Raw genomic sequence first — 17220 nt, forward strand, 5'->3', positions numbered from 1 at the left:
ATTTTATTTTTTAGCTTATAGCTTAATTTCGATATCAACGCCAGACGGTAAATCTAAACGCATTAACGCATCCACAGTTTGTGGTGTTGGATTCACAATGTCAATTAGACGCTTGTGCGTACGCATTTCGAACTGCTCACGAGAATCTTTATACTTGTGAACCGCACGTAAAATCGTGTAAACAGATTTTTCAGTTGGAAGTGGAATCGGTCCTGATACGCTCGCACCTGAACGTTTTGCCGTTTCAACAATCTTCTCAGCTGACTGATCTAGAACACGGTGATCATACGCTTTTAAACGAATACGAATCTTTTGCTTTGCCATAATAGCCCTCCTTTTTCGCCCATTTTATAAAATAGACATACTCCGCGGAAATTTCCTCACCCTCCCATGGCAAAGGGGCCGGGTGTGTCAGCAACCTTCCGCATCATCGCTGTCAAACGTGTGACACATAGAAACATTACTTTCTGTTCATAGAAACAAAGAAACGTACCTTTCGGGGCACACTTCTACTATTATATAGATCAACGCCTATGATTGCAAGGGTTTGAGAGAATTTTTTTCAAAAGAAAAAGAGGACGAATAAAATCCGTCCTCTTTAGTTATAGAAATGAATTATTTTTGGATTGTAGCTACAACGCCAGCGCCTACTGTACGGCCACCTTCACGGATTGAGAATTTAGTACCTTCTTCAATCGCGATTGGAGCGATAAGCTCAACAGTCATTTCAATGTTATCACCAGGCATAACCATTTCTGTACCTTCTGGTAATTGGCAGATACCAGTTACGTCAGTTGTACGGAAATAGAATTGTGGACGATAGTTAGAGAAGAATGGAGTGTGACGTCCACCCTCTTCTTTTGAAAGAACATAAACTTCAGCTTTGAAATTTGTGTGTGGTGTAATTGTACCAGGCTTAGCAAGTACTTGGCCACGTTGGATATCTTCACGAGCTACCCCACGAAGAAGGGCACCGATGTTGTCTCCAGCTTCTGCATAGTCAAGAAGCTTACGGAACATTTCTACACCAGTTACAGTTGTAGATTTCTTCTCTTCTTCAATACCAAGAATTTCTACAGTGTCACCAACGTTAAGTTGACCACGCTCTACACGACCAGTAGCAACTGTTCCACGACCAGTGATTGAGAATACGTCCTCAACTGGCATCATGAAAGGCTTATCTTTGTCGCGCTCTGGAGTTGGGATATATTCGTCAACAGCGTTCATAAGCTCAACGATTTTTTCTTCCCACTCAGCTTCACCTTGAAGTGCTTTAAGAGCAGAACCTTGGATAACTGGAACGTCATCACCAGGGAAGTCATACTCAGAAAGAAGGTCACGTACTTCCATTTCTACTAGCTCAAGTAGCTCTTCGTCATCTACCATGTCACATTTGTTTAAGAATACAACAAGGTAAGGTACGCCTACTTGGCGAGAAAGAAGGATGTGCTCACGAGTTTGTGGCATTGGACCGTCAGCAGCAGATACTACTAAGATTCCTCCGTCCATTTGTGCAGCACCAGTGATCATGTTTTTAACATAGTCAGCGTGTCCTGGGCAGTCAACGTGTGCATAGTGGCGAGAATCAGTTTCATACTCAACGTGTGCAGTTGAGATTGTGATACCACGCTCACGCTCTTCTGGAGCACCATCGATTGCATCATATGCCATTGCTTGTCCTTTACCAGAACGTTTAGCAAGTACAGTTGTAATTGCAGCAGTTAAAGTTGTTTTACCATGGTCAACGTGTCCAATTGTACCGATATTGGCATGTGTTTTGGAACGATCAAATTTTTCTTTAGCCATGATTCATTTCCTCCCTTAAATACAGTTAATTTTTTTATTCATAAGAAAGGTAGCTGACAAGCAGCCAGTTTCCTCCCTAGCTTACAACAATTTGTTACTCAAAACAACGCGGAAGACTTATGCTCCAGTTTGTTTTTTAATGATCTCTTCAGAAACACTCTTAGGTACTTCTTCATAGTGGTCAAAGAACATAGAATACGTTCCACGGCCTTGTGTACGAGAACGAAGGCTAGTTGCATAACCAAACATTTCAGCAAGTGGAACAAACGCTTTAACTGTTTGTGAGTTACCACGAGCTTCCATACCTTCAACACGTCCACGACGAGCTGTAATGTCACCCATAATATCGCCCATGTACTCTTCAGGGATTACAACTTCAACCTTCATTAGAGGCTCAAGTAATACCGGAGCACATTTTGATTTAGCATTTTTAAGTGCCATTGAAGCGGCAATCTTAAAGGCCATCTCAGATGAATCGACATCATGGTAAGAACCATCATACAGTTTCGCTTTAATATCAATTACTGGGAATCCAGCAACCATACCGTTATCAAGTGCTTCTTCAATACCTTGTTGAACGGAACCAATGTATTCACGAGGAACTGCTCCCCCAACAATCGCATTTTCGAATTCAAAGCCAGCGCCTTCTTCGTTAGGAGAGAACTCAACCCAAACGTGTCCGAACTGACCGCGTCCACCAGACTGACGAACGAATTTACCTTCGACTTGTGCTGTTTGACGAATTGTTTCACGGTATGAAACTTGTGGTGCACCAACGTTTGCTTCTACTTTGAATTCACGCTTCATACGATCAACGATGATGTCTAAGTGAAGCTCACCCATACCACCGATGATGGTTTGACCCGTTTCTTCATCTGTATGCGTTTTGAACGTTGGATCCTCTTCTGCAAGCTTCGCAAGCGCAATACCCATTTTATCTTGGTCTGCTTTTGACTTAGGCTCTACAGATAAGTGAATAACTGGTTCAGGGAACTGCATGGACTCTAAGATTACAAGGTTCTTTTCATCACATAAAGTATCCCCAGTTGTTGTATCCTTTAGACCAACTGCAGCAGCGATATCACCAGAGTAAACCGTTGAGATTTCCTCACGAGAGTTCGCGTGCATTTGAAGAATACGACCTACACGTTCACGCTTGTCTTTTGTCGCATTACGCACATAAGAACCAGAGTTAAGTGTACCAGAGTAAACACGGAAGAATGTAAGTTTCCCTACGAAAGGATCTGTCATTACTTTAAAAGCAAGTGCAGCAAACGGTTGATCATCACCAGGCTCACGAGTTACTTCTTCTTCGCTGTCAGGAACATGACCACGAATAGCCGCAACGTCGAGAGGAGATGGCAAATAAGCAAGTACTGCATCAAGTAAAGCTTGAACCCCTTTGTTTTTGAAAGCAGAACCACAAATAACAGGGTAGAAGTCAACATTACAAGTACCTTGGCGGATAGCAGCAACAAGCTCTTCGTTTGTTGGCTCTTCACCTTCAAGATACTTCATCATAAGCTCTTCATCTAGTTCAGCAACTGCTTCAACTAGTGATTCGCGCATTTTTGTTGCTTGCTCTTCATATTCAGAAGGAATATCTGTTACTTCCCACTCTTGTCCAAGGTCATCTTTTGAGATGTGGGCTTTCATTTCAATTAAGTCAATGAAACCCGAGAACTCATCTTCAGCACCGATTGGAAGTTGAATTGGGTGAGCGTTCGCTTGTAAACGATCACGTAATGTTCCAACAGAATACATGAAATCTGCACCAGTCTTATCCATTTTGTTAACGAATACGATACGTGGTACACCATACGTTGTTGCTTGACGCCAAACAGTCTCTGTTTGCGGTTCAACACCTGATTGTGCATCTAATACCGCAACTGCCCCATCAAGTACACGTAATGAACGTTCAACTTCTACTGTAAAATCTACGTGTCCAGGCGTATCAATGATATTGATACGGTGGTCTTTCCATTGAGCTGTTGTCGCAGCAGATGTGATTGTAATACCACGCTCTTGCTCTTGCGCCATCCAGTCCATTTGAGAAGCACCTTCGTGTGTTTCACCAATTTTGTGTACACGACCTGTATAGTAAAGAATACGTTCAGTTGCCGTCGTTTTACCGGCATCGATGTGAGCCATGATGCCGATATTACGCGTATCTTTTAAGGAGAATTCTCTTGCCATAATAACGTTCTCCTTTCAAAATAAATGTTATTTTAATCCTACCAGCGGTAGTGAGCAAATGCTTTATTTGCTTCTGCCATTTTATGCATATCTTCACGTTTCTTAACTGCAGAACCAGTGTTGTTTGCTGCATCAAGAATTTCGTTAGCAAGACGCTCTTCCATTGTCTTTTCGCCACGAAGACGTGAATAGTTTACTAACCAGCGTAAACCTAAAGTCGTACGACGATCAGGTCTTACTTCTACTGGTACTTGATAGTTTGAACCACCAACACGGCGAGCTCTAACTTCAAGAACTGGCATAATGTTCTTCAATGCTTGATCGAAAACTTCCATTGCATCGTTTCCGCTACGCTCTTTTACAAGATCGAAAGCATTATATAAAATCGTTTGAGCTGTTCCGCGCTTCCCGTCAACCATGATGCGGTTGATGAGGCGGGTTACAAGCTTAGAATTATACATTGGATCAGGTAATACATCACGACGTGGTACTGGACCTTTACGAGGCATGAGTCCCCCTCCTTTCACCGATTATCCTTTTTAGTTTATTACTTTTTCTCTTTTGGCTTCTTAGTTCCATATTTAGAACGACCTTGCATACGGTTTTGAACACCTGCAGTATCAAGTGCACCACGAACGATGTGGTAACGTACTCCTGGTAAGTCTTTTACACGACCTCCACGGATAAGTACAACACTGTGCTCTTGCAAGTTGTGTCCAATTCCTGGGATGTATGCAGTAACCTCAATTGAGTTCGTCAAACGTACACGAGCATATTTACGAAGAGCCGAGTTCGGTTTCTTCGGTGTCATAGTACCAACACGCGTGCAAACACCACGTTTTTGTGGAGAAGATACATTTGTTTGAGCTTTTTTGAAGCTATTGTATCCTTTGTTAAGTGCAGGTGAGTCAGACTTTTTCACTTTGTCTACGCGACCTTTGCGAATTAACTGATTAATAGTAGGCATTTTTTGTTTCCTCCCTTCTTTATTTCTAAGACCACTGATCCAGGTGGTTCATGTTTAGGCAAAAGAATAGGTTGTTTTGAACAATCAAAACAAACTCTCTATTTCCTTAACGCTACAGTGGCTGCACCGACTTCAATTCCACACGCTTTTCCAAGCAACTTCATTGAATCGACATACACAACCGCAACATCTGTATCTATAGCAGCATTGACAACCTCTTGCGTTATCCGCTGATCAGCGTCGTTTGCCACGTACAGCTCTTTGACTATACGAGCATGCAGTGCTTTTAGTGTCTGTTTTCTTCCGATTACCGGATCTTTTGCCTGTTCTACTTTTTCATAAGACATAGTCAAACCTCCAAAGCAGCAGACTGTCAGGCACACTTTGATATAGTATCACCGCAAGATAGGCTGTGTCAACAGCCTATCCGGTGATTTCAATAATTTATTCTTGAACGAGTACTTCCTCTGCTACAACTTCTTCGGTTTTTTCTGCTTTTTCATCATGAGCAGAATGGATACCAAGATTCTTATAACGATTTAACCCCGTTCCTGCTGGTACCAACTTACCAATGATAACATTCTCTTTAAGTCCGAGAAGCTCATCACGTTTTCCTTTAATTGCAGCATCTGTTAAGACACGAGTTGTTTCTTGGAACGACGCTGCTGATAAGAAGGAATCCGTCTCAAGCGACGCTTTTGTAATTCCAAGTAAGACCGGACGACCTGTTGCTGGGCGCTCGTTACTTACAAGGACTTTACTATTTGCGTCGTTAAACTTCTGAATCTCAATGAGAGAACCTGGTAAGACGCCTGTATCCCCTGCATCAACTACACGGATCTTACGAAGCATTTGGCGAACCATAACCTCAACGTGCTTATCGCCGATTTCTACCCCTTGTAGACGGTATACTTTTTGAACTTCACGTAAGAGATACTCTTGAACGCCACCCATACCAGTAACCTTAAGCAATTCTTTTGGATCAATTGAACCTTCTGTTAGTGTTTGACCAGCAACAACTTTATCACCAGGGACCACTTTCAGACGGGAACCATAAGGAATTGCATAATTTTTTGTTTCTAGTGCGTTTTGAATCGTTACCTCTCGCTTATCACCGTCTTTAACGTCGATTACATCGCCATCAATTTCAGTAATCGTTGCTTGACCTTTAGGGTTACGCGCTTCAAACAACTCTTGGATACGCGGTAGACCTTGTGTAATATCGTCACCTGCTACACCACCTGTGTGGAATGTACGCATCGTAAGCTGTGTTCCTGGCTCACCGATGGATTGGGCAGCAATGATACCAACTGCTTCTCCAACTTCAACATCGCTTCCTGTTGCAAGGTTGCGGCCATAACAAGCTTTACATACACCGTGACGGGTATTACATGTAAAGACAGAACGAATCGTTACTGCTTCAACACCAGCATCAACAATCTGTTTCGAAATGTCTTCAGTCATTAATTCACCGCGACGAATAAGAACTTCTTCCGTTTCTGGATGATGAACGGTTTTAAACGCCACACGTCCAACAAGACGATCATATAGATTCTCAATTGTTTCAGTGCCTTCTTTAATCGCTGCTACTTCAAGACCGCGATCGGTGCCACAGTCATTCTCACGAACGATAACGTCTTGGGCAACGTCAACAAGTCGACGTGTTAAATAACCTGAGTCAGCCGTTTTAAGTGCGGTATCGGCAAGACCTTTACGAGCTCCGTGTGTAGAGATAAAGTACTCTAGTACCGTTAACCCTTCACGGAAACTTGATTTGATCGGTAATTCAATAATTCGACCAGATGGATTCGCCATTAGTCCACGCATACCAGCAAGCTGCGTAAAGTTTGATGCGTTACCACGGGCTCCAGAGTCACTCATCATAAAGATTGGGTTACGTTCATCAAGGGTACCCATCAACTTACTTTGAATAACGTCTTTCGCTTCACTCCAGATAGAGATAACACGGTCATAACGCTCTTCTTCTGTAATCAAACCACGACGGAACTGCTTCGTAATACGTTCAACTTTCGTATCAGCTTCTTCAAGAATTTCCTTTTTCTCAGATAGTACGACGATATCAGATACACCAACGGTAATACCCGCTTTTGTCGAATACGTGAAACCAAGGTCCTTCATGCGGTCAAGCATCTTAGACGTTTCTGTAATCTTGAACTTCTTGAAGACTTCAGAGATAACATTACCAAGGAATCCTTTTTTGAACGGCGCAACGATAGGGCGATTCTTAAATTCTTCCTTAATATTTGTATCACTTGAAACGAGATATTTCTCTGGCGTTTCTACTTCAAGGTTTGTATTTGTCGGCTCATTTATATAAGGGAATGAATCCGGCATAATTTCATTGAAGAGTAACTTCCCTACAGTTGTAAGTAAAAGCAAGTCTTGCTGCTCTTCTTTAAAAGTAGGCTTGTTAAGTGATGAAACAGGAACAGCAACCCTTGTATGAAGGTGGACGTAGCCGTTTTGATACGCAATAATCGCTTCGTTCGTATCTTTAAATACTGCACCCTCTCCACGAGCCTCTGCATTCTCCATTGTTAAATAGTAGTTACCAAGGACCATATCCTGTGAAGGTGTTACAACTGGCTTACCATCCTTAGGATTTAAGATGTTTTGCGCAGCCAACATTAAGATACGCGCTTCCGCTTGTGCTTCAGCAGAAAGTGGTACGTGTACCGCCATTTGGTCACCATCAAAGTCAGCATTATAAGCTGTACATACAAGAGGGTGAAGCTTAATTGCGCGGCCTTCAACTAAAATTGGTTCGAAAGCTTGAATTCCTAAACGGTGAAGTGTCGGTGCACGGTTTAGAAGTACCGGATGTTCACGAATAACTTCTTCTAGCACATCCCAGACCTCTGGTTGAACACGTTCTACTTTTCTCTTCGCACTCTTAATGTTATGAGCTAACCCTTTAGAAACTAGTTCTTTCATAACAAATGGCTTAAAGAGTTCAAGCGCCATTTCTTTCGGTAATCCACACTGATACATCTTCAAGTTCGGACCAACAACGATAACCGAACGACCTGAGTAGTCAACACGTTTACCTAGTAAGTTTTGACGGAAACGACCTTGTTTTCCTTTTAGCATATGAGACAGTGATTTTAATGGACGGTTACCAGGACCTGTAACAGGACGACCACGACGACCATTGTCAATCAGTGCATCGACAGCTTCTTGAAGCATACGCTTCTCATTTTGTACGATAATATTAGGAGCGCCTAGATCTAATAGACGTTTTAAACGGTTATTCCGGTTAATCACACGGCGATAAAGGTCATTCAGATCAGAAGTAGCAAAACGACCACCATCTAACTGAACCATCGGACGTAGTTCTGGCGGGATAACAGGTAGAACATCAAGCACCATCCAAGACGGCTCGTTCCCTGAATTACGGAATGCTTCCAATACTTCCAAACGTTTAATCGCACGTGTACGTCTTTGACCTTGTGCTGTTTCTAATTCTTCTTTTAACGCATTTACTTCTTTAGGTAAATCAATATCAGCTAAAAGTTTACGGATCGCTTCTGCACCCATTGACGCGGTGAACGTACGACCGTATTTATCATAATAAGCGCGGTATTCTTTTTCAGAGAGAAGTTGTTTCTTCTCAAGTGGTGTATCACCTGGATCTGTTACCACGTACGATGCGAAATAAATGACTTCCTCTAAAGAACGAGGAGACATGTCTAAAACAAGCCCCATTCGACTTGGGATTCCTTTGAAATACCAAATATGAGATACAGGAGCAGCTAATTCGATATGCCCCATGCGTTCACGGCGTACTTTCGCCCGTGTAACTTCAACACCACAACGGTCACAAACGACACCTTTATAACGAACGCGTTTATATTTTCCACAATGACATTCCCAGTCTTTTTGCGGTCCAAAGATACGCTCACAAAAAAGACCGTCTTTTTCCGGCTTTAATGTACGGTAGTTAATTGTCTCAGGTTTTTTTACTTCACCACGAGACCAAGAACGAATCTTATTTGGCGATGCCAAACCAATTTTCATGTATTCAAAGTTATTTACATCGATCAAGGGGCCAACCTCCCTTATGATTTCCACTACTGTGGAGTCCCTTTTATAGGTGGAACGTTCCACCCTCTATAAATGGATGAGGGAAGGAGGATCACTCCTCCCTCCTCACTATTAAGCTTGTGATTCGTTTGTTTCTAATTGGAGATTTAGCTTTTCAGATGTTTGTTCATCTTCATCGTCTAATTCTCTCATTTCTATTTCTTCTTCATTACTCGAAAGCATCTTAACGTCCATACCAAGGGACTGAAGCTCTTTGATTAATACTTTGAACGATTCAGGAACGCCAGGTTCAGGAACATTCTCACCTTTAACAATCGCTTCATACGTTTTCACACGTCCTACAACATCATCTGATTTCACCGTTAAAATCTCTTGTAGTGTGTAAGCAGCACCGTAGGCTTCAAGTGCCCATACTTCCATCTCTCCGAAACGCTGTCCACCGAACTGAGCTTTACCACCTAGTGGTTGTTGTGTAACAAGAGAGTAAGGACCTGTTGAACGTGCGTGAAGCTTATCATCAACCATGTGCGCAAGTTTAATCATATACATGATTCCTACAGAAACACGGTTGTCAAACGGCTCACCTGTGCGTCCGTCATAAAGGATTGTTTTACCGTCACGAGCCATACCCGCTTCATCGAGGGTTCCCCAAACATCTTCTTCACGAGCGCCATCAAATACTGGTGATGCAACGTGAATGCCAAGTTTACGAGCTGCCATTCCTAAATGAAGCTCAAGCACTTGTCCGATGTTCATTCGTGATGGTACCCCTAATGGGTTTAACATGATATCAATTGGTGTTCCGTCTGGAAGATACGGCATATCCTCTTCTGGTAGGATACGTGAGATTACACCTTTGTTACCGTGACGTCCGGCCATTTTATCACCTTGGTTAATCTTACGCTTCTGTACGATATAAACTCGTACAAGCTGATTCACACCAGGTGGTAACTCATCGCCATCTTCACGATTAAAGATCTTCACATCCAACACGATACCGTCTCCACCGTGTGGTGCACGTAATGAAGTATCACGAACTTCACGCGCTTTCTCACCAAAGATGGCATGTAAAAGACGCTCTTCAGCCGTTAGTTCTGTAACCCCTTTTGGAGTAACCTTTCCAACAAGAATATCGCCATCTTTTACTTCTGCACCAACACGGATGATTCCACGTTCGTCAAGGTTGCGTAGTGCATCTTCACCGACGTTTGGAATGTCTCTTGTAATTTCTTCAGGTCCAAGCTTTGTATCACGAGCATCACTTTCATACTCTTCTATATGAACAGATGTATACACGTCATCTTTAACAAGACGCTCACTTAAAATAATAGCATCCTCATAGTTGTAACCTTCCCATGTCATAAAGCCAACAAGTACGTTACGACCAAGAGCCATTTCGCCTTGTTCCATAGAAGGACCATCTGCAAGAATCTCACGTTTTTCAACAACGTCACCTTCACGAACGATTGGACGCTGGTTGTAGCTTGTTCCTTGGTTCGAGCGGATAAACTTTTGTAGGCGATATTTATCAAGATCCCCTTTTACCTGTTTACCATCTACTTCTTCTATACGGCGTACCCAAATTTCTTTTGCCGTAACGCGCTCTACTTCACCAGGGTATTTCGACACAACTGCAGCACCAGAATCTTTCGCAGACATATGCTCCATCCCTGTACCAACAAGTGGTGCTTCAGGTACAAGCAACGGAACAGCTTGACGCTGCATATTCGCTCCCATAAGGGCACGGTTGGAGTCATCATTCTCTAAGAAAGGAATACACGACGTAGCCGCAGATACAACTTGTTTCGGCGATACATCCATATAATCAATTCTTTCGAAAGGAACAACGGTGTTTTCACCACGGAAACGAGCGATAATGTTCTCATCCATGAAGGAACCATCATCATTTAATTTCGCATTCGCTTGAGCGACTACATAATTATCTTCTTCATCTGCCGTTAAGTAATCAATACGAGCTGTTACTTTACCTGTCTCAGGGTCCACACGACGATACGGTGTCTCCATAAAACCAAACTCATTTACTTTTGCATAAGAAGATAGGGAGTTAATTAGACCAATGTTTGGACCCTCTGGTGTTTCAATTGGACACATACGACCATAGTGAGAGTAATGAACATCTCGCACTTCCATACCAGCACGTTCACGGGTTAAACCACCTGGTCCGAGTGCAGAAAGACGACGCTTATGCGTTAACTCGGCAAGAGGATTTGTTTGGTCCATGAACTGAGAAAGCTGAGAGCTACCAAAGAACTCTTTAATAGATGCAATAACAGGGCGAATGTTAATAAGTGCCTGTGGCGTAATGACATTCGGGTCTTGAATTGACATACGTTCACGAACCACACGCTCCATACGAGAAAGACCAATACGGAACTGGTTTTGTAGAAGTTCCCCTACAGAACGCAAACGACGGTTACCAAGGTGATCAATATCATCCGTGTCACCTACACCATGTAACAAGTTAAAGAAGTAGCTGATAGATGCAATGATGTCAGAAGGAGCAATGTGCTTCACATCGCGATCAACCATTCCATTACCAATAACGGAAATCGTTCTTTCTTCATCAAGGTCATCTGCAGCTTGAATGCGAATAGACTGAATGTCTACATCCGATTCTTCTAATACTCCACCAGACGTACGAGCTGTACGGAAACCAACATTTTTCTCTAAATGAGGGATCAACTTATCCAATGTACGACGGTCCAGTAACGTACCTTCTTCTGCAAGTACTTCACCTGTTTCAGGATCAACAAGCTTTTCGGCTAAACGTTGATTAAACAGGCGATTTTTTATGTGAAGCTTTTTATTAATCTTGTAACGTCCAACATTCGCTAAATCATAGCGCTTTGGATCAAAGAAACGAGATTCTAATAAGCTCTTTGCATTTTCAACGGTTGGCGGCTCTCCTGGACGTAGGCGCTCGTAAATTTCTAATAGCGCTTTATCCGTTGAATCTGTATTATCTTTTTCAAGGGTCGCACGCAAGTACTCATTTTCACCTAAAAGGTCAATGATTTCTTGATCAGAACCAAAACCTAGCGCACGCAGTAATACCGATACAGGAATCTTTCTTGTACGGTCGATACGAACATAAACGATGTCTTTAGCATCTGTTTCAAGCTCAAGCCACGCACCGCGATTCGGAATAACGGTAGCTGTAAACCCTTTTTTACCGTTTTTATCAAGTTTTTGGCTGTAGTACACACTCGGTGAACGAACAAGCTGAGATACAATAACACGTTCAGCTCCATTAATGACAAACGTGCCTGTCTCCGTCATAAGAGGAAAATCTCCCATGAACACTTCTTGCTCTTTTACTTCACCTGTTTCTTTGTTGATTAAACGCACTTTTACTCTAAGTGGAGCAGCGTACGTTACATCACGTTCTTTTGACTCATCAACTGGGTATTTAGGTTCGCCCAAGCTGTAGTCAATAAATTCCAAGACTAGATTACCTGTAAAGTCTTGGATTGGAGAAATATCTTGAAACATTTCTCTTAAACCCTCATCAAGAAACCATTGATAGGAAGCTGTTTGAATTTCAATTAAGTTTGGCAGATCCAGCACTTCATTAATTCGCGCATAGCTTCTTCGCTGGCGGTGACGTCCATACTGAATTAGTTGACCTGTCAACTGATTCACCCCTTAAATCTCGCGTTTTAGTATCTAAACTTACAACTGTTTGCCCCTCATAAAATGATAGTCAAACAGATTGATCCTAATGCCTTACATGATCCAACATAAAAATGTTAGACTATACAAAACGAACAAAAAGCTTTATAGTATGAAAATCAGAAACATTTTTCATATACTCTATACGCATTGCACTAGCATAACCAAAAATGAACCGTTTCAATCATTGAGCGTTCTCTCATGAATTTGGAAACGGCATTTTAGGCAGTTATACGCATTAAATAATAATAGCATAGAGAAAAAAACAAGTCAATTTTTTCTTGCAAAAAAGATAAAATACCCCTTATCCTTTGCCTTCACTTCAACTGACTCTTCTCCAAACAAAACTTCTAACTTTTTTTTCGTTGATGGCGCCCCTTGCTTCTTTTGAATGACAACCCATAACTCTCCTCCTGGAAGCAACCTTTCATAAGCATCTTCATAGATTTCATGAACAGTCTCTTTCCCAGCTCGGATAGGCGGATTCGTCACCACCGAAGCAAATACGTCCGAATCTCGTAAGTCCTTTACACCATTCTCATACCAACGGATATCAGAATTAGCCACACCATTAACCGTTGCATTTTTTTCCGCAAGTGTGGATGCACGCTCATTGACATCAATCATGACAACAGAGCGATCTTGACATTCTTTCGCAAGCGCTAATCCTATTGGACCATACCCGCAACCGACATCAAGAATACCTCCATCAATTTCTGGTGCTTGAAAGGTTTCAATCAGGAGCCTACTACCGAAGTCGACTTCTCCTTTTGAGAAAACTCCCCTATCGGTTGTAAACGAAAAATCATGCCCTCTCAACGTATAACGCCACGTTCGCTCATTGCTTTTAGCGTTTGGTGAATGGGAATAATAATGATCACTCAACAGAATCCCTCCTTTACTTTATGGGAAAAGAAGGTCCGTGGAAACGTTCCACGGACCTTCTTTCTATTGTTAAGCGAAATTACTTAACTTCTACGCTAGCGCCAGCTTCTTCAAGCTTGCCTTTCATCTCTTCAGCGTCTTCTTTAGATACGCCTTCTTTGATTGGAGCTGGAGCACCATCAACTAGTGCTTTCGCTTCTTTAAGTCCAAGACCAGTGATTTCACGAACCACTTTGATTACGCCGATTTTAGATGAACCAGCAGATTCTAGAACTACATCAAATTCAGTTTGCTCAGCTGCTGCTTCTCCGCCACCTGCTGCTACTGCTACCGGAGCTGCTGCTGTTACACCAAACTCCTCTTCGATTGCTTTTACAAGGTCATTTAGCTCAAGAACTGTCATTTCTTTGATCGCTTCAATGATTTGATCTTTACTCATTGTAAATCCTCCTAATTCGATATCTGTTATAGTTTAGGCGGTTAACTTACGCGCCTTGTTCTTCTTTTTGTTCTGCAACTGCTTTTGTAGCAAGCGCGAACTGACGTACTGGTGCTTGAAGCACGTTTGCAAGCATTGAAAGTAAACCGTCACGAGATGGAAGCTCAGCTAATGCTTTCACATCTGCCGCTGTTGCAACTTCACCTTCGATTACACCTGTTTTAATTTCAAGCGCTTCGTTCTTCTTAGCAAATTCATTAAGAACTTTAGCTGGAGCGATAACATCTTCTCCACCAAATGCAATTGCAGTTGGTCCAACAAGGTGCTCATCAAGTCCAGAAAGGCCTGTCTCAGCTGTAGCACGACGTACAAGCGTGTTTTTGTAAACTTTATACTCAACACCCGCTTCACGTAGTTGCTTACGAAGCTCTGTTACTTGCGCAACATTAAGACCACGATAGTCAACAACAATTGTTGACTTGCTGTCTTTTAGCTTTGAAGCAATCTCAGCTACAACTTGTTGTTTTTGCTCGATAATACTGCTCATAGTTACACCTCCTGTAAAACGAATTGCATACCGCCCGGCTCATATAGAAAGCCCTCGCGTTCGACACACGAGGGCAATTCACTCTAAATTACAAGAGATCTATTTGCTCACCTCGGTAGGATATTTAAGCGTACACGCTCCTACTGTCTACGGCATGACTATTTTAATCACAAGATAAAACTTACCACAACGTTACAACCCATGTCAAATGGAATTATTTAGAGTAAGCTGAAGTAACAACGCGGACACCAGGGCCCATTGTTGAAGCTACTGCAATGTTTTTAACATACGTTCCTTTTGCTGCAGCAGGCTTTACTTTGTGAAGTGTTTCAATAATTGTTTTGAAGTTATCTGTAAGCTTCGCTGAGTCAAATGAAACTTTACCAATTGGTACATGAATGTTTCCAGACTTATCAACGCGGTATTCTACTTTACCAGCTTTGATTTCTTCAACAGCTTTTGTTACATCAAATGTAACTGTTCCTGTTTTCGGGTTCGGCATAAGACCTTTTGGTCCAAGCACACGACCAAGACGACCAACTTGAGCCATCATGTCAGGAGTTGCAACGATAACATCAAAGTCAAACCAACCTTGGTTGATTTTGTTGATTAAATCATCTTCTCCAACGAAGTCTGCTCCAGCTGCTTCAGCTTCTTTCGCTTTCTCACCTTTAGCAAATACAAGAACACGTTGTGTCTTACCAGTTCCGTGAGGAAGCACAACTGCTCCACGGATTTGCTGGTCTGCTTTTTTAGGATCAACGCCAAGACGAACAGCAACTTCTACTGTTTCATCAAACTTAGCGATCGATGTTTTTTTCACTAATTCGATAGCTTCTTCTGCTTGGTATGACGCATCGCGATCAACAAGCTTCAAAGCGTCTGTATATTTCTTACCTTTTTTAGCCATTCTATTTCCTCCTCGTATGTGGTTTTAACGGAAAGTCCTCCCACTATTTGAAAGGCTGCGACCCATATGTGAGCGCAACCTCTCAGCAAACGAACCAATTAGTCTTCAATCACAATACCCATGCTGCGGGCAGTACCCTCAACCATGCGCATAGCCGCTTCAACAGAAGCCGCGTTTAAATCAGGCATTTTTGTTTCAGCGATTTCTTTTACTTTATCGCGTTTAACAGTCGCAACTTTGTTACGGTTTGGCTCACCAGAACCTGATTCGATTCCTGCTGCTTTCTTTAAAAGAACTGCAGCTGGTGGCGTTTTTGTGATAAATGTAAAAGAACGGTCTTCAAATACAGTAATTTCTACTGGAATGATAAGACCTGCTTGGTCTGCTGTACGAGCATTAAATTCTTTACAGAATCCCATGATATTTACACCTGCTTGACCTAGTGCTGGTCCAACTGGTGGTGCCGGATTAGCTTTACCTGCAGGGATTTGTAGCTTAACCATTTTAATTACCTTTTTAGCCACGTGACATACCTCCTTAAGTCCGTGATGTGGTTACCCGGATATGTCAAATTTCATATCCTCCCACTCAAAAAGACGGATGCAAAAACATCCGACTGTATAGTACATGTCATACTAAACATTAAGATTCTATCACTTAAAAAACAATGGCGCAAGTTTTTTTAAGAAATCTTTTCAACTTGCGCAAATTCTAATTCAATTGGTGTTTCTCTACCGAACATGTTTACATGCACTTTTAGCTTCTGTTTATCTAGTTGAATCTCTTCAATCGTACCGACAAAGTCTGCAAATGGACCTGTTTTCACTTTAACAGACTCTTTAATTTCAAAGTCCACTTCCATAAGCTGTTCTTCCACGCCCATTTGTTTAAGGATGCGGTCAACTTCATCAGGCATAAGCGCTGTCGGTTTAGAACCTGCACCTGCTGACCCAACAAATCCAGTTACGCCTGGTGTGTTACGCACAACATACCATGAATCATCTGTCATAACCATTTCCACTAATACGTATCCAGGAAAGACTTTCTTTGTTACTTGTTTTGTTTTTCCGTTTTTCGTTTCCGTTTCTTCTTCAACCGGAACGAGCACGCGGAAAATGTGATCTGTCATTTCCATCGATTCCACACGTTTTTCTAGATTTGCTTTTACTTTGTTTTCATAACCTGAATACGTGTGTACTACAAACCAATTCTTTTCCATTTTTCAGGACAGCTGTCCTTCCCTCCTTTTAATCCAACTCAACCTTGCCTACTGTAAAAATCGTAATAAAAATGAAATGGCTTCGTCCACTAGGAAAAAGAAACCAACCATAATTGCGAGCGTTGCTAGTACAACTAATGTATATCGCGTAAGTTCTTTTCTTGTTGGCCATGAGACTCGCTTCATTTCTTTGCCTACATTACGAAGAAACGCCACAGGACCTTTTCTTTCATCAGCCATCTTGCTAGGAGCACCTCCATTAATCTCGATATCTCGAAAAAGAAACGTCCGTAAAGACGTTTACTGAAAATGTTATTTTGTTTCTAAATGGAGCGTATGTTCATTGCATCGTTTGCAAAATTTCTTCATTTCTAATCGGGTGTGCGCATTATTGTCCGTTGGATACGAGTAGTTTCTCGCTTGACAACGTTCACAAGCCATTATACGTTTTTTCATATTCGTTCCACACCTCCGACGAATCCACATGCCCTTA

Annotated in this window: 16 protein-coding genes and 1 other annotated feature; all 16 genes read right to left on the bottom strand. The window is 42.1% G+C overall.

Annotated features, from left to right (window positions below):
• Window positions 1–15 precede the first annotated feature (15 nt).
• On the bottom strand, window positions 16–324 hold the full coding sequence (rpsJ, locus tag BK583_RS20205) for a 30S ribosomal protein S10 (protein ID WP_017729599.1): 309 nt from the start codon (window positions 322–324) through the stop codon (window positions 16–18).
• A 291-nt stretch (window positions 325–615) separates the two neighbouring features.
• Window positions 616–1806, bottom strand: a complete 1191-nt coding sequence (gene tuf, locus BK583_RS20210) for an elongation factor Tu (RefSeq protein ID WP_038475783.1) — start codon at window positions 1804–1806, stop codon at window positions 616–618.
• A gap of 117 nt (window positions 1807–1923) precedes the next feature.
• Window positions 1924–4002 carry an elongation factor G gene (fusA, locus tag BK583_RS20215; protein ID WP_038475780.1) on the bottom strand — a complete coding sequence of 693 codons (2079 nt, stop codon included), beginning with the start codon at window positions 4000–4002 and terminating at the stop codon, window positions 1924–1926.
• Window positions 4003–4040: 38 nt separating this feature from the next.
• Window positions 4041–4511 (bottom strand): 30S ribosomal protein S7, encoded by a 471-nt coding sequence (gene rpsG / locus BK583_RS20220; RefSeq protein WP_035395639.1) that lies wholly within the window; start codon window positions 4509–4511, stop codon window positions 4041–4043.
• Between the two features lie 38 nt (window positions 4512–4549).
• Entirely contained in the window at window positions 4550–4969 is a 420-nt protein-coding gene (gene rpsL, locus BK583_RS20225) for a 30S ribosomal protein S12 (protein WP_035395638.1), read from the bottom strand.
• Window positions 4970–5067: 98 nt separating this feature from the next.
• Entirely contained in the window at window positions 5068–5316 is a 249-nt protein-coding gene (locus tag BK583_RS20230) for a 50S ribosomal protein L7ae-like protein (protein ID WP_035395636.1), read from the bottom strand.
• A gap of 97 nt (window positions 5317–5413) precedes the next feature.
• Complete coding sequence (gene rpoC, locus BK583_RS20235) at window positions 5414–9034, bottom strand: DNA-directed RNA polymerase subunit beta' (protein ID WP_055736637.1); 3621 nt, start codon at window positions 9032–9034, stop codon at window positions 5414–5416.
• 111 nt (window positions 9035–9145) lie between these two features.
• Window positions 9146–12688, bottom strand: a complete 3543-nt coding sequence (rpoB, locus tag BK583_RS20240) for a DNA-directed RNA polymerase subunit beta (protein WP_038475775.1) — start codon at window positions 12686–12688, stop codon at window positions 9146–9148.
• A gap of 309 nt (window positions 12689–12997) precedes the next feature.
• Entirely contained in the window at window positions 12998–13612 is a 615-nt protein-coding gene (locus BK583_RS20245; RefSeq protein ID WP_055736636.1) for a class I SAM-dependent methyltransferase, read from the bottom strand.
• Window positions 13613–13691: 79 nt separating this feature from the next.
• A complete protein-coding gene (gene rplL / locus BK583_RS20250; RefSeq protein ID WP_035395635.1) occupies window positions 13692–14051 on the bottom strand; it encodes a 50S ribosomal protein L7/L12 in 360 nt (119 codons plus the stop codon).
• A 46-nt stretch (window positions 14052–14097) separates the two neighbouring features.
• Window positions 14098–14598 (bottom strand): 50S ribosomal protein L10, encoded by a 501-nt coding sequence (gene rplJ, locus BK583_RS20255; RefSeq protein ID WP_038475770.1) that lies wholly within the window; start codon window positions 14596–14598, stop codon window positions 14098–14100.
• Window positions 14599–14633: 35 nt separating this feature from the next.
• Window positions 14634–14769: a sequence feature (ribosomal protein L10 leader region), on the bottom strand.
• Between the two features lie 43 nt (window positions 14770–14812).
• Complete coding sequence (gene rplA / locus BK583_RS20260; protein WP_038475767.1) at window positions 14813–15508, bottom strand: 50S ribosomal protein L1; 696 nt, start codon at window positions 15506–15508, stop codon at window positions 14813–14815.
• A gap of 98 nt (window positions 15509–15606) precedes the next feature.
• A complete protein-coding gene (gene rplK / locus BK583_RS20265) occupies window positions 15607–16032 on the bottom strand; it encodes a 50S ribosomal protein L11 (protein ID WP_035395631.1) in 426 nt (141 codons plus the stop codon).
• 158 nt (window positions 16033–16190) lie between these two features.
• Complete coding sequence (gene nusG / locus BK583_RS20270; RefSeq protein ID WP_035395629.1) at window positions 16191–16727, bottom strand: transcription termination/antitermination protein NusG; 537 nt, start codon at window positions 16725–16727, stop codon at window positions 16191–16193.
• Between the two features lie 48 nt (window positions 16728–16775).
• Complete coding sequence (gene secE, locus BK583_RS20275; RefSeq protein WP_035395626.1) at window positions 16776–16967, bottom strand: preprotein translocase subunit SecE; 192 nt, start codon at window positions 16965–16967, stop codon at window positions 16776–16778.
• 72 nt (window positions 16968–17039) lie between these two features.
• Window positions 17040–17213: a 50S ribosomal protein L33 gene (rpmG, locus tag BK583_RS20280; protein ID WP_437182837.1), complete on the bottom strand. Its 174-nt coding sequence runs from the start codon at window positions 17211–17213 to the stop codon at window positions 17040–17042.
• Window positions 17214–17220 lie beyond the last annotated feature (7 nt).

It is taken from the genome of Shouchella oshimensis (genome assembly GCF_002019765.1).
In the GTDB taxonomy this organism is placed as follows: domain Bacteria; phylum Bacillota; class Bacilli; order Bacillales; family Bacillaceae_D; genus Shouchella; species Shouchella oshimensis.

What these genes read in the sequence shown, in the direction of transcription:
- rpmG (WP_437182837.1), bottom strand. Translation starts at nt 17,213, where the DNA reads ATGTGGATTCGTCGGAGGTGTGGAACGAATATGAAAAAACGTATAATG.
- BK583_RS20230 (WP_035395636.1), bottom strand. Translation starts at nt 5,316, where the DNA reads ATGTCTTATGAAAAAGTAGAACAGGCAAAAGATCCGGTAATCGGAAGA.
- fusA (WP_038475780.1), bottom strand. Translation starts at nt 4,002, where the DNA reads ATGGCAAGAGAATTCTCCTTAAAAGATACGCGTAATATCGGCATCATG.
- rplL (WP_035395635.1), bottom strand. Translation starts at nt 14,051, where the DNA reads ATGAGTAAAGATCAAATCATTGAAGCGATCAAAGAAATGACAGTTCTT.
- secE (WP_035395626.1), bottom strand. Translation starts at nt 16,967, where the DNA reads ATGGCTGATGAAAGAAAAGGTCCTGTGGCGTTTCTTCGTAATGTAGGC.
- tuf (WP_038475783.1), bottom strand. Translation starts at nt 1,806, where the DNA reads ATGGCTAAAGAAAAATTTGATCGTTCCAAAACACATGCCAATATCGGT.
- rplJ (WP_038475770.1), bottom strand. Translation starts at nt 14,598, where the DNA reads ATGAGCAGTATTATCGAGCAAAAACAACAAGTTGTAGCTGAGATTGCT.
- rpsL (WP_035395638.1), bottom strand. Translation starts at nt 4,969, where the DNA reads ATGCCTACTATTAATCAGTTAATTCGCAAAGGTCGCGTAGACAAAGTG.
- nusG (WP_035395629.1), bottom strand. Translation starts at nt 16,727, where the DNA reads ATGGAAAAGAATTGGTTTGTAGTACACACGTATTCAGGTTATGAAAAC.
- rpsJ (WP_017729599.1), bottom strand. Translation starts at nt 324, where the DNA reads ATGGCAAAGCAAAAGATTCGTATTCGTTTAAAAGCGTATGATCACCGT.
- rpsG (WP_035395639.1), bottom strand. Translation starts at nt 4,511, where the DNA reads ATGCCTCGTAAAGGTCCAGTACCACGTCGTGATGTATTACCTGATCCA.
- rplA (WP_038475767.1), bottom strand. Translation starts at nt 15,508, where the DNA reads ATGGCTAAAAAAGGTAAGAAATATACAGACGCTTTGAAGCTTGTTGAT.